The sequence below is a fragment of the Actinoplanes auranticolor genome (genome assembly GCF_018332655.1).
GTDB lineage: Bacteria > Actinomycetota > Actinomycetes > Mycobacteriales > Micromonosporaceae > Actinoplanes > Actinoplanes auranticolor.
The window spans coordinates 115,729-128,225 of record NZ_BOQL01000043.1 but is presented as its reverse complement, the minus strand read 5'-3'; the positions used below and the strand labels follow the sequence as shown (position 1 = coordinate 128,225).

Sequence of the window (12,497 nt, the reverse complement as noted above, 5' to 3'; positions counted from 1 at the left end):
GTTTGTGACTCGTACAACAGGAGCGGCCGCTCCGCTTGATGCTAACTTGAAGCGGAGCGCCTGCTCCGATTCGTCGGCTCGGGAGCCACGACACCATCCGCGAAACGAGGAGACCCTCCATGCCCACCCTCGGCATCATCGGCGCCGGCGCCATCGGCACCAGACTCGCCCACCAGGCAACCGCAGCGGGTATCGACGTCGTCCTGGCCAACTCCCGCGGCCCGGAAACTCTCGCCGCCACAGTGGCGCAACTCGGCGCACGGGCCCGTGCCGAAACCCCCCGGGTAGCCGCCCGAGCCGGCGACTGGGTGGTGGTGAGCATCCCGCTCGCCGCATACAAGCTGCTCCCCGCCGCTGAATTGGCCGGCAAGGTGGTGCTCGACACGAGCAACTACTACGCGGCCCGCGACGGTCACCTCCCCGCCCTCGACACGGGTGAGATCACCACCAGCGAACTCGTCCAACAGCACCTGGCCGGCGCCCATCTCGTCAAGGCCTTCAACAGCATCAGCGACCACCACATCCCCGCATTGGCGCGCCCGGCCGGCGCGGCCGACCGCACCGCGCTACCCATCGCCGGCGACCACCCGCAGGCCAAGGCCGGCGCCGCCGAGCTGATCAGCCGGCTCGGCTTCGACACCGTCGACGCCGGCCCCCTGGCCGAAAGCTGGCGCTTCGAACCCGAGACCGACCCCTACGTCACGCCGTACTCCTCCGACCCCGACGCCATCAGGGCCGCTTGGGCACGGCTCGCAGAAGCCCTGCGCACCGGCAATCCCCCGCAACTGGCCGCCCCCGATCCGGGCGCCCCGCTGTCCGCTGCCCGGCTGCGCACCCTGCTCGCCGGCACGTCCCGCAAGCTCACCGCCGACCGCGTGATCGCCTGACCGACGGACAGTCCCGCTGGGTAGAGACACCGTCACTTCGGGTATGGACAGGAGATGGCCCTGCCGATCGAGGACTACGCGATCATCGCCGACACGCAGACCGCCGCGCTGGTCGGGCGCAACGGCTCGATCGACTGGCTGTGCGTGCCCCGGTTCGACTCCGGCGCCATCTTCGCCGCGCTGCTCGGCACCGAGGACAACGGGCACTGGACGATCGCCCCGGCCGGCGAGGTGCGCGCGGTACGGCGCCGCTACCGCAGCGAGACGCTGGTGCTGGAGACCGAGTTCGAGACCGACGAGGGTGTGGTCCGGCTCGTCGACTTCATGCCGCCGCGCGGCGAGGCACCGGACGTGATCCGCATCGTCGAGGGGGTCCGCGGCCGGGTACCGATGACCATGCGGCTGCGGCTGCGCTTCGACTACGGGCACGTGGTGCCCTGGGTCTACCGGGAGCAGGGTGACCTGGTCGCGGTGGCCGGGCCGGACGCGGTCTGGTTGCGTACGCCGGTCGAGACCCACGGTGAGAACCTCGCCACCCGCGCGGACTTCACCGTGGCGGCCGGAGACCGGACCCCGTTCGTGCTCACCTGGCGGCCCTCGCACCTGCCGCCGCCCGAGCCGGTCGATCCGGTCGAGGAGCTGGGCGCCACCGAGGGCTACTGGCGCGGCTGGGTCTCCGCGTGCACCTACGAGGGCGAGTGGCGCGACGCGGTGGTCCGCTCGCTGCTCACCCTCAAGGCGCTGACCTACGCGCCGACCGGCGGCATCGTCGCCGCGGCGACCACCTCCCTGCCCGAGAAGCTCGGCGGCGTGCGCAACTGGGACTACCGCTTCTGCTGGCTGCGCGACGCGACCATCACCCTCCAGTCGCTGCTCTACTCGGGCTTCCAGAGCGAGGCCAAGGCCTGGCGCAAATGGCTGCTGCGGGCGATCGCCGGCGATCCGGCCGAGCTGCAGATCATGTACGGCGTGGCCGGCGAGCGCCGCCTGGACGAGTACCGCGCCGACTGGCTGACCGGCTACGACGGCAACCCGGTACGGATCGGCAACGCGGCCGCCGAGCAGTTCCAGCTCGACGTGTACGGCGAGGTCATGGACGCCCTGCACCAGGGCCGGCGGGCCGGGCTCAAGGCCGACGACCCGGCCTGGGGACTGCAGGTGAAGCTGATGAACTTCGTACGGGAGCACTGGACCGAGCCGGACGAGGGCATCTGGGAGGTACGCGGCGGGCCCAAGCAGTTCGTCCACTCCAAGCTGATGGCCTGGGTGGCCGCCGACCGCGCGGTCAAGGCGGTCGAGGAGTTCGATCTGGACGGTCCGGTGGACGAGTGGTCCGCGCTGCGCGACGCCATCCGCGCCGACATCCTGCAGAAAGGCTACGACCCCGAGCGCCGCACCTTCACCCAGTTCTACGGCTCCGAGGAACTGGACGCCGCCCTGCTCATGGTGCCGCTGGTCGGCTTCCTGCCGCCGGACGACGAGCGGGTCGCCGGCACGGTCGCGGCGATCGAGCAGCACCTGCTCAAGGACGGCTTCGTGCAGCGTTACACCCAGCACCCGGACACCGATGTGGACGGCCTGCCGCCCGGTGAGGGCGCGTTCCTGGCCTGCACGTTCTGGCTGGCCGACAACTACGCGCTGATGGGCCGGCACGACGAGGCGCGGGAGGTCTTCGAACGGCTGCTCGCCCTGCGCAACGACGTCGGGCTGCTCTCCGAGGAGTACGACACCGAGGCCGGGCGGCTGGTCGGCAACTTCCCGCAGGCGTTCAGCCACGTGCCGCTGATCGACACCGCCCGGACCCTCACGGACGCGGTCGCGGCGACCGAGGCCCGCGCCCGCGAGGGTCGCCGGTAGGACTACTACTCCTCGCCGCCGCCGTCGTCCTCGAAGACCTCTTCCATGACCTCGCCGGCCACGTAGCCCGCGGCCATGCCACCCGCGACGCCGGCGACCATGCCGCCCATCCCGGGACCGTGACCGCGCCCGTGGCCGCCGTGGCCGTAGCCACCGCCGTACGCCGGAGCGCCGTAGCTCTGGCGCTGGGAGACGGCCTCGCGGACCCAGCCGTCGACGACCTGCACCCAGTCGGCGGTCTCCGCGTCGGTGTGCGGGACGGTGTAACGGCCGTACGAGTCGTGCCCGCCGCTGAACATGCCGCCGCGCTTGTCGAACTCCAGCACCACCTCGACGGTGTGCGGGTTGGTCACGAAGGTGAGCTCGACCTCGTTGACGCCGTGCGCGTACTGGGCCGGCGGGTAGTACTCGATCTCCTGGTAGAACGGCAGGGTCTGGTGCACGCCGGCGATCCGGCCGTACTCCAGGTCGGCGTTCTTGAACTGGAAGCCGAGCCGGGCGAACGCGTCGAGGATGCGCTCCTGCAGCGGCAGCGGGTGGACCGCGATCGGGTCCAGGTCGCCCTTGTCGACGGCCCGGGCGATGGCCACCTCGGTGCGCACGCCCATCGTCATGCCCCGCAGGTGCTGACCGTAGGCGGCGGTGATCGGCGTCTCCCACGGCAGCACGAGCTGGAACGGCAGCGCCAGCTCCTGCTTCTCCGCCAGGCGCATCGGTCCGCTGACACCGACGCGGTGGAACTCGCCGGTGGCGCCGTACTCGCCCTGGCCGCCCTCGACCTCGACCCGGGTGACCAGTCCCAGGGTGATGTGCTCGATCTCGACGTCATGGCTGCCACCGACCAGGTTGACCGTTCCGGTCAGCGTGCCGCCGGGGCGCCCGGACGGTTCGGCCAGCACGGTGTCGACACTCGGCCCGCCCACACCGAAGGCACCCAGCATCTTCTTGAAGCCCACGAACACCCCTTAACCAGGACTGACAGGTCGGGCAGAAGCTAACAAGTCAGGCTGAACGCTTGCTGAGAAGGCGCCGGCACCGGAACGCGCCGGCCATTCGGTCAGAACGAACCAACCGAACGGCCTGTCACCCGGAGATCGACTCGAACGCGTCTTCCTGGCGTACGCGCATGAGCCGATGCCGGTGGTACGGGGGGCATCGGCCGGCGCGCATCCATGACCTACGCGGAGAAACCGGGTTCGGAGACGAGACGTGAGCACTGACGCGGCGCTTGACCAGCCGCTGTACGCTCACCAATCCCTCCGGACCGCGATCGGACAGCTGGGGATGGATGACGCTCGCGACTGCGCCTATGCGGATTTCGTCCGTGAGCGTTCCCATGCCCTGTTGCGCTCGGCCTTCCTGCTGACCGGCGACCAGCACCTCGCCGAGGATCTCGTGCAGGAGGCACTGGCCCGCACCCACCGCGCCTGGTCCCGGCTGGAGAAACCGAGCAACGCCGAGGCGTACGCCCGCAAGGTCATGTATCACGCCCAGGTCTCCCTGTGGCGGCGGCCGAAGGTCGCCGAGTCCCTGCCCGGCGACGACCTGGAGCGGCACGGTGGCAGCACCGACGACCCCGCCGAGGCCGCGGTCCGCCGGATCACCCTGCAACGGGCGTTGCTCTCGCTGAGCCCGAAGCAGCGCGCGGTGATCGTGCTCCGCTACTTCGAGGACCACACCGAGGTCGAGGCGGCCCAGATGCTCGGGGTGTCGGTCAGCACGGTGAAGACCCAGTGCGGCCGGGCCCTGGACCGGCTCCGGACGCTCGTGCCCGACCTGCGCGTCCTGGCCGACGTGCACGAGGCCGGCCGATGACCGGACCCGATCCCGATCCGTTGCGCGCAGAGCTGCGCGAGCTGGCCGACTCCGTCGCGGCGACCGATCTGTACGAGCGCTCGCTGGCCCGCTCGCGCCGGCTCGGCCGCCGGGAGGCCGCGGTGGGCACGGCGGCGGCGGTGGTCGCCCTGGCCCTGCTGGGCAGCGGCCTGTGGCAGCTGCCGCGCTCGGGTCCCCAGCCGGTCGCCCCGGTCGCCGGTGCCCCGCCGGCGCCTTCCGCCCCGGCCCCCGCCGTGAGCCAGCGGATGAACAGCTCGGCCACGACCAAGCCGGTGACGCCCCCGCGGGCGAGCCGGCCGGACCGGCCGCGCCCGGCCGGCTCCACGTCCACCCCGCGCTCGACGTCCATCGCGGACCTGCCGGGACACATCTTCTACGCCGACACCGGTGACGACGGGCGGCTGGTCCGGCTGACCCCGGGAGACCAGCCGGAGACGGTGCTCTCGAAGCCGTACGCGACGGTCGGCGTCTCGCCCGACGGCACCCGGGTGGCCTACGTGGCGGACGGCAGCCTCATGGTGACGGACACCGGTGGCGGCGAGCCCCAGCAGGCGTACGCGGGGACTGCCTCGGCGGCCCAGGCCCCGGCCTGGTCCCCGGACGGCACCCGGCTGCTGATCGACGCCACCGAGCCGGGCGTGCTGGACGTGGCCACGGGCGCCCTGACCCCGCTGCCCAGCGGCCTGGACGGGCAGCACTTCCGCTGGTCCGGTGACGGTTCCACGCTGGTCTACGCGACCGCCGGCTGCGGACTGGGGGTGGCGGAGACGAACGCGCAGACCGGCACCCCGGTGCCGGACAGCGGTGACCCGGCCGGGCGCGCCGCCTGCCGCCCGGTCAGCGTCGACGCCACCGGGGACCTGGTGACCGTGCATCTCGCGCCGGGCACCTCGGACCCGGCCGGAGCGACGGACTCGGCCGCGGCACCCGCGGACGCGGTGCTGGACACGGTGACCGGCGACATCGTCGACCTGCCGGTCTCCGGCCGGATCATCGGCGCCGTCTTCGACCCGGCCGGCAACCTGCTGGTCCGCTCGGTCAAGGACGGCAAGCGCCGGCTCTCCCTGTTCGCCCCCGACTTCACCCTGCTGTTGCGGGCCCGCGAGCCGGCCGCGCTCGAGGGCCTCTCGCTGGTGGCCTACACCCGCTGAACGCCCTGCCCACCGGCACCGACGGTGCGACGATGAGCGGCGATGGCCGTTGCGCAGGAGACCGCACCGCCGGCCTGGTGGCGCCGCCCACCGGCCGTCGTGGCGGTCGTCGTCCTCATCCTCGGCACCGAGCTGGTGATCGGCTGGCCGGCGCTGGCCGGCGCCCTCCAGCAGCTGCGCACCCCGGCCTGGAACTGGGTCGCCGGCGCGGTCATCGCCGAGATCGCCTCGATGGGCAGCTACGCCCGGATGCAGCAGGCCCTGTTACGCGGGGCCGGCACCAGCATCCCGGTCCGCCGGCACGTGGCGCTCGCGTACGCGGCCCACTCGCTGAGCGCGACGCTGCCCGGCGGCCCGGTCTTCTCCACCGCCTTCAACTTCCGGACTCTGCGCCGCTACGGCGCCTCCTCGGCGGTGGCCTCCTGGAGCATCGCGCTCAGCGGGGTGCTGTCGGCGGGCGCGCTGGTGCTGATCGGCGCGGTCTTCGGCATCCTGACCCGGAGCACGGGCAGCTGGCGGACGCTGCTGTGCTACATGGCCGGGGCCCTGATCGTCGCGTTCCTGGTGCGGCTGGTGGCGCGGCATCCGCAGTGGCTGATGGGCCCGGCCCGCCGGCTGCTGAGCGGGGTCAACCGGGCCCGGCGGCGCCCCGCGGAGAGCGGGCACACCCGGCTGACGACCTTCGTGGACCAGTTGCGTTCGGTGCGGGTGCGCCCGGCCGACCTCACCCTCGCGGTGCTGCTGGCCGTGGCGAACTGGCTGCTGGACGCGCTGTGCCTGTGGATGTGCTGCATCGCCGTCGGGGCCACCGGCATCCATCCGGCACCGCTGGTGATCGCGTACTGCGCCGGGATGGCCGCGGCCAGCGTGCCGATCGTGCCCGGCGGGCTCGGCGTGGTCGACGCCGCGCTGGTGCTGGGCCTGGTGGCGGGCGGCCTGACCAGCGCCTCGGCGCTGGCCGCGGTGGTGCTCTACCGGCTGATCAGCTTCGGCTTCATCATCGGTACGGGCTGGCTGGTCTGGCTGATCATGCGGGCTAGGGCAGGTACTCCTCGGGGCGTACCGGCGTAGCGGCGGCTCCCGCGCGCTTGCCGAAGAGCTTCCAGCCCCGCTTCTTCTTCTCCGGCGCGCGGACGTTCTCGCCGTTGAGCACCGCGAGCCGGTGCTGGGCGACGGGGTTCTCCGGCTCCAGCTTCAGCGAGATCAGGAACGCCTGGCGGGCCTGGTCGGCATGCCCGAGCGCGTCCAGCGTCACGCCGTGGGTGAAGTAGTAGTGCGCCTCGTCGGGGGCCAGTCCGATGGCTGTGCGGGCGGCCTGCTCGGCGTCGGCGTACTGCCGGTCGGCGGCCAGCAGGGACCAGGCGACCCGGTCGTGCCAGAGCGGGTTCTTCGGCTCGACGATGACGGCCCGGTAGGCCATGGTCACCGCCTCCTCGTGCCGGCCGAGCAGGGTGAGGGCACGGCTGGCGATGGCCAGCGGCCGGGGATCCTCCGGGGCCAGCGTGATCGCCCGGTTCGCCGCCTCCAGGGCCTTGTCCACCTCGTCCAGCACGAGCCGCACCCGGGCCAGCAGGATCCAGCCGGCCGCGGACTGCGGGTCGGCGGCCAGCACCGGCTCGAGGTGGGCCGCCGCGGCCGCCGGGTCCACCCGCTCGAAGAGGGCGGCGGCCCGCGCGACCCCGATCTCCGTGGGCGTGCTCAGCCCCGGCCCGCCGGGCTGCTGCACCCTTGCCCGCGCCGCGTCCAGGTCGGTCATCGCCTTGCTCCGGAGTTAAGGCTCACACCGCCATCATCGGCACCCTCAGCGCTGTTCTGAGCGGTTTCCGGGAAAGCCACCCAGCAGGAGCACTGCCGCTAGCACCAGGCAGGTCACCGCCGCCGCGGCCGCCTGGCGCAGCAGCAGCAACACGGTTCCGATCAGCACCATAACCAGCGCGGGGACCACCATGGCGCGGTTGCCGGAACTGCGCCGGGCCCCGCGCCGGACGGGTGCCTCCAGCCCGGCCAGCTGCTGGGCCGCCACGCCGTGCCGGGGATCCTGTTCGAGCACCGCGAGCAGCGTGCGGCGGGCCTGGTCGCGGCGACCCTGCCCGGCCTGGACAGCGGCGAGGGTGAGCAGCCGCTCCGGGCCGCCGGGCGCCAGCAGAGCGGCGGTACGGACAGCCTCCTCGGCCTCCGCGAACCGCCCGGCGCCGAGCAGGGCCCGGGCCAGCCGGTCGTAGCCCGCGGCGCGGCGGGGAGCGGCCCGCACCGTCTGCCCGGCGAGGTGCACCGCATCGTCGTGCCGGCCGGCCGTGGTGAGGCCGGCACAGCGGGTGTCGGCGTCGTCGTCCGCGCCGATGGGGTCGTCCGGATCGGGGGTCACCCGCCTGACGTCGGCAGCCACCCTCCGGACCTGAGGTGGTCGTGCGGCTCGACAGCGGGCACCGACGCGTACGCCCGGACCGGGAACGTGCCGAAGGCGGACACCCGGGGCGGCGCGGCCGTGAACCGGGCACCGGTCGGCGGTAGCTCTGCCAGCCCGGTGAGGTGCTCGACGATCGGGATGCCCGCGGCCAGCAGGAGCGTGTGGGCAGGCCGCTCCCCGGCCGAGGTCATGGCGTCGATGTTCGCCGCGTCGATGCCGACCAGCGCGGCACCGTGGTCGACCAGCCACTGGGCTCCGGCCCCGCTGAGGTGGGGTGCGTCCACCACGTACTGCGGGGTGGCCCAGTGGACGTCACCGCCGGTGTGCAGCAGCACCGCCCGGCCCGCGACCTCCAGGCCCTCCAGAGCGTCGACGTCGACGGTCCGGACTCCGCTGCCCGCGGTGCGCACGACGACGGCGGGCAGGTCAGCCAGCCGTTCCAGGGGCAGCCCGGCCAGGTCGGTGCCGTCCGGGTAGCGGTGGAACGGGCTGTCCAGGTAGGTGCCGGTGTTGCCGACCATGGTGATCAGGTCGATGGCGAACTCGGTGCCCGGCGCGTACACCGCGCGGGAGGCCTCCCGGGTCAGGTGCGGGGCGAACTCCGGGGCCGGCAGCCCGGGCAGAGTGATCAGCCCCTCGGTGATGACGTGGCTGAGCTCGACCCAGCGCCGCGGAGCCGCCTCCACCGCCGGGATCCCCAGGTGCGGCTCGGCGAGGACCCGGACGTGGCGCAGCTCGACCCGTTCCACGTCGCTCAGCCGGCACGCCGCGACGAAGAGCGCCGCGATCTGCGCCTCGGTCGGGTCGGCATGCGGCACGTCGACCTTGAAGCCCTGGGCGTGCAGGCCGCCGCCGGTGCTGAACATGACGGTGGCGTCGAACTCGGCCCGGTACTGCAGCACCGCGTCTCCTTCGGTCAGTTGAGCTCGATGAGGGCTTCCACGAGCAGCCAGATGCCGAAGATAGCGAAGAGCGCCGCGGCGCCGTACTTGATGGCCTTCTCCGGCAGGTGCCGGCCGAGCATGCGGCCGACCAGGATGGCGAGCGCGTCGGCGGCCACCATGCCGAGCGTGGAGCCGAGCCAGGTGCCGAACCAGCCGTGCTGGGTGGCCAGCGTGATGGTGGCCAGCATCGTCTTGTCGCCCAGCTCGGCCAGGAAGAACGCGCCACCCACGGCCAGGATCGCCGAGCCGGTCGACCGCTCGGCCTTGGTCTTCTCCTCGTCGGTGAGCTTGTCGCCGCGCAGCGTCCAGGCGCCGAACGCCAGGAAGGCGATGCCCGCGACCAGCGAGATCCAGCCGGTCGGCAGGGTGGCGCCGAGACCGTAGCCGATGCCGACGGACACCGCGTGCACCACGGCGGTGGCCACGGTGATGCCGATCAGCACCGGCACGGGCTTGAAGCGGGTGGCGAACGTGAGCGCCATGAGCTGCGATTTGTCGCCCAGCTCGGCAACGAAGATCACCGCGAAACTGAGCGCGGTGGCGACGAGGAACCCGTCCATGAGAACTCCCGGTGAGCAGCGGACCGGGGTTCGGGCGCAGGGCGACCTCGACCCGGCCGACAGAGGTACGCGGCCAAGTCGAAGGTCTCGCTCGCCTCAGGATCCGAAACTGCCGATCCGAGGCCGCGTGGCCGGGCTCTCGAACCGCAGAGCCAGTATGTCGACCACGACGTTGGGAGCTACTCCCCTTCGCGCCCCGAAGCCTACCGGGCCGGCCGGTGGATCTGGTTAGGGTTGGCCTGTGAGCCTGGAAACAGCGGTGGACACGGTCGGTCTGGTCCTGCACCCCACCAAGCCGGTCGCCGATTCGGTGGCCACCCTGGCCGCCTGGGCGCGGGACCACCGGGGCCGGGTGCTGGCCCGCACGGTCGACGCACCGCGGGTGCCCGCGGACGTCGAGATCGTTCCGGAGCAGGAGTTCCTCGAGCGGGTCGGCGGGCTGGTGGCGCTGGGCGGCGACGGCACGATGCTGGGCGCGATGCGGCTGGTGGCCGACCGGCCGGTGCCCGTGCTCGGCGTCAACCACGGCAACCTGGGGTTCCTGGTCGAGGTGACACCCGGGACGCTGGGCGAGGCGCTGGAGCAGCTGCACCGCGGGGACTTCACGGTCGAGTCGTACGGCTGCCTCGTGGCCGACGCCGGCCCGGTCGCGCTGACCACCCGCTACGGCTTCAACGACGTGGTGCTGGCCCGGCTCGGGCGCACCGGCGCGGTCTCGGTGGACCTGACGGTCAACGGCCGGCAGTACGGCTACTACAAGTGCGACGCCGTGGTCATCTCGACGCCGAACGGCTCGACGGCGTACAACTACGCGGCCGGCGGTCCGGTGCTGTCCCCCTCGGCCGCCGCCATCGTGATCACCCCGGTGGCACCGATGGCGGGCATCGGGCGGTCGGTGGTGCTCGGCGCGGGTGACCGGGTGGCGCTGACCGTGGCCGCCGACAGCGCACCGGTCGCGGTGGACGTCGACGGTACGGCGGCCGGCGAGCTCACCAGCGGCAACGTCCTGTCGGCCGGGCTGCGGGAGAAGGCCGCCGAGGTGGTCCGGCTGTTCCCCGACCGGCACCAGAACCGCAGCCAGGTCAAGCTGAGCCTGCTGGACCTGCCGTTGCGCCGGGACCAGCTGCTGGAGCTGATCCCGGCGGAGCTGCGGCACAAGGTCGTGCCGGACGACTAACGGATGAGCTTCTGCAGTTCCCTCCGGGTCTGCGCGGCCGGGCTCCCGGTGCGCTCCGTCGTGGTCGTGGTCGCGGCCGGCGTCGGGTCCGGGGGCGCGATGGGCTTGCACTGCTTGTCCGACCGGTCGGCCTTCACCCGCCGGGGCAGCGCGCCCGTCGCGAGGTAGTCGGCGATCGTGTTGTCCACGCACCTGTTGCCGAACAGTGAGCCGGCGTGGGTCGTGCCGCCGACCCCCTCGATCAGCGCCGAACGCGGGAAGCGCTTGCGGACCTCGAGGCTGCCCGAGAACGGGGTGGCCGCGTCCAGGGTCTCACTGAGCAGCAGCAGCGGCGGGGCCTTGCTCCCGTCCACCGCGACCGGCTTGCCGGGCTCACCGGCCCAGTGCCGGCAGGGCGCGTTGTACCAGGCGTTGCCCCAGGTCTCGAAGGGCGCGATCCGGTGCACCCGCCAGTTGTCGGTCTGCCAGCGCCGCCACGACGCCGGCCACGGCGCGTCGGTGCACTGCACCCCGAGATAGATCGCGTAGTTGTTGTCGGAGCCCGGCTCCTGCGAGTTGTTGTCGTCGTAGAGCTTGCGCAGCGCCGCCGGATCCTTGTCGTTGACCCAGCTCGCGAACGCCGACGCCACCGTCTCCCAGCCGAAGACGTAGTACCCGGCCTGCAGGAAGACGTCGGTCAGCTCATCCGGGCCGATGACCCCACCGGCCGGCTTGCGGGCCAGCTTCGCCTGCTCGGCGTAGAAGAGCTTCTCGACCTTCCGGGCGGACCGGCCGAGGTGGTAGACGTCGTCGTGGTCGGCCAGCCAGCGGAAGTAGATCTTGATGTTGCGGTCGAACGCGATGTCCTGGTCGAGGTTGGCGTCGTACCAGACCCGGCCGGGGTTCACGTTGCCGTCGAGCACCATGCGCCGGACCCGGTCGGGGTAGCGGGTGGCGTACACCTGGCCGAGGTACGTGCCGTACGAGAAGCCGTAGAAGTTGATCTGCTCCACGCCGAGCGCGACCCGCAGCCGCTCCAGATCCCGCACGGTGTCGGTGGTCCGCAGGTGGTCGAGCAGCGCGCCGCCGTTCCGGGCGCAGGCCGCGGCGTAGCCCTTGGCCCGGGCCAGCCAGGCCTTCTCGATCGCCCGGGTGCTGGGCACATACGGCGGCCGGTTGTAACCGGCGTACTTGGCGTCGCAGGTCAGAGCCGGCTTGCTGGACCCGACGCCGCGCGGGTCGAAGCCGATCCAGTCGTAGGCCGCCCCGGCCCGCTCCGGCACGAGGTCGCCGAGCACCGCCAGGGGCAGTCCCGAGCCGCCGGGCCCACCCGGGTTCACCAGCATGACGCCCTGGTACTCCCGGTCCGGGACGGTGTGCCTGATCCGGGAGACGGCGAGCTGGATCTTGCGACCGGCGGGCGCCGCGTGGTCCAGCGGGACGGTGAGGAAGCCGCACTCGGCCTTGCGGGCCTTGAGGGTGGCGTTCTCGCACTCGCCCCAGGAGATCGTGGGGTATCCGGGAGCGCCACGCGGCGGCTCCGCGTGCGCGCCGGAGGCGACGGCCGCCCCGCCCAGCGCCAGCGCGAACGTGGCGGCAGTCGCCAGAAGTCTTGTCATGCCCAGCCCTTCGTTGGGATTCGCCCCATATGCTCCGGCGCGAACGACTGCTTAACAGCCGTCCACGCCGGGGGGTTACC

Annotated in this window: 12 protein-coding genes; 6 read left to right on the top strand and 6 right to left on the bottom strand. The window is 72.6% G+C overall.

The genetic code is table 11. The features are described from left to right. Nucleotides 1-119 precede the first annotated feature (119 nt). Together Aau02nite_RS27200 and Aau02nite_RS27195 are read left to right on the top strand one after the other, a co-directional pair. Nucleotides 120-887: an NADPH-dependent F420 reductase gene (locus tag Aau02nite_RS27200; protein WP_212991413.1), complete on the top strand. Its 768-nt coding sequence runs from the start codon at nt 120-122 to the stop codon at nt 885-887. A 54-nt stretch (nt 888-941) separates the two neighbouring features. Further along, nucleotides 942-2,744, top strand: coding sequence for a glycoside hydrolase family 15 protein (locus Aau02nite_RS27195; RefSeq protein ID WP_212991412.1), 1,803 nt, complete (start codon nt 942-944; stop codon nt 2,742-2,744). Between the two features lie 5 nt (nt 2,745-2,749). Here the strand turns inward: Aau02nite_RS27195 and Aau02nite_RS27190 are convergent, their stop codons facing one another. Next, nucleotides 2,750-3,700: a sporulation protein gene (locus Aau02nite_RS27190; protein WP_212991411.1), complete on the bottom strand. Its 951-nt coding sequence runs from the start codon at nt 3,698-3,700 to the stop codon at nt 2,750-2,752. A 328-nt stretch (nt 3,701-4,028) separates the two neighbouring features. Between Aau02nite_RS27190 and Aau02nite_RS27185 the strand changes: the two genes are divergently transcribed. From Aau02nite_RS27185 to Aau02nite_RS27175, 3 genes are read left to right on the top strand one after another with little or no spacing between them, the layout of a single operon-like run. After that, a complete protein-coding gene (locus Aau02nite_RS27185) occupies nt 4,029-4,559 on the top strand; it encodes a SigE family RNA polymerase sigma factor (protein ID WP_212991410.1) in 531 nt (176 codons plus the stop codon). Beyond that, nucleotides 4,556-5,731, top strand: a complete 1,176-nt coding sequence (locus tag Aau02nite_RS27180; protein WP_212991409.1) for a TolB family protein — start codon at nt 4,556-4,558, stop codon at nt 5,729-5,731. Before Aau02nite_RS27185 ends, Aau02nite_RS27180 begins: the two co-directional genes overlap by 4 nt. Nucleotides 5,732-5,773: 42 nt before the next feature. Further along, nucleotides 5,774-6,802, top strand: coding sequence for a lysylphosphatidylglycerol synthase transmembrane domain-containing protein (locus Aau02nite_RS27175; protein ID WP_212991408.1), 1,029 nt, complete (start codon nt 5,774-5,776; stop codon nt 6,800-6,802). Here Aau02nite_RS27175 and Aau02nite_RS27170 read toward each other — a convergent pair. The 4 genes from Aau02nite_RS27170 to Aau02nite_RS27155 are packed head-to-tail and all read right to left on the bottom strand — an operon-like array spanning nt 6,768 to nt 9,642. Beyond that, nucleotides 6,768-7,487, bottom strand: a complete 720-nt coding sequence (locus Aau02nite_RS27170; protein ID WP_212991407.1) for a tetratricopeptide repeat protein — start codon at nt 7,485-7,487, stop codon at nt 6,768-6,770. The two genes, Aau02nite_RS27175 and Aau02nite_RS27170, sit on opposite strands and share 35 nt — an antisense overlap. Nucleotides 7,488-7,532: 45 nt before the next feature. After that, a complete protein-coding gene (locus tag Aau02nite_RS27165; protein ID WP_212991406.1) occupies nt 7,533-8,096 on the bottom strand; it encodes a tetratricopeptide repeat protein in 564 nt (187 codons plus the stop codon). After that, entirely contained in the window at nt 8,093-9,040 is a 948-nt protein-coding gene (locus tag Aau02nite_RS27160; RefSeq protein WP_246595466.1) for a cyclase family protein, read from the bottom strand. Before Aau02nite_RS27160 ends, Aau02nite_RS27165 begins: the two co-directional genes overlap by 4 nt. Nucleotides 9,041-9,054: 14 nt before the next feature. Beyond that, on the bottom strand, nt 9,055-9,642 hold the full coding sequence (locus tag Aau02nite_RS27155; RefSeq protein ID WP_212991405.1) for a TMEM165/GDT1 family protein: 588 nt from the start codon (nt 9,640-9,642) through the stop codon (nt 9,055-9,057). A gap of 241 nt (nt 9,643-9,883) precedes the next feature. Between Aau02nite_RS27155 and Aau02nite_RS27150 the strand changes: the two genes are divergently transcribed. Further along, nucleotides 9,884-10,819 (top strand): NAD(+)/NADH kinase, encoded by a 936-nt coding sequence (locus Aau02nite_RS27150; RefSeq protein ID WP_246595465.1) that lies wholly within the window; start codon nt 9,884-9,886, stop codon nt 10,817-10,819. On the opposite strand, the gene Aau02nite_RS27145 is transcribed toward Aau02nite_RS27150, so the two are convergent. Beyond that, entirely contained in the window at nt 10,816-12,417 is a 1,602-nt protein-coding gene (locus Aau02nite_RS27145; protein ID WP_212991404.1) for an alpha/beta hydrolase, read from the bottom strand. The two genes, Aau02nite_RS27150 and Aau02nite_RS27145, sit on opposite strands and share 4 nt — an antisense overlap. Nucleotides 12,418-12,497 lie beyond the last annotated feature (80 nt).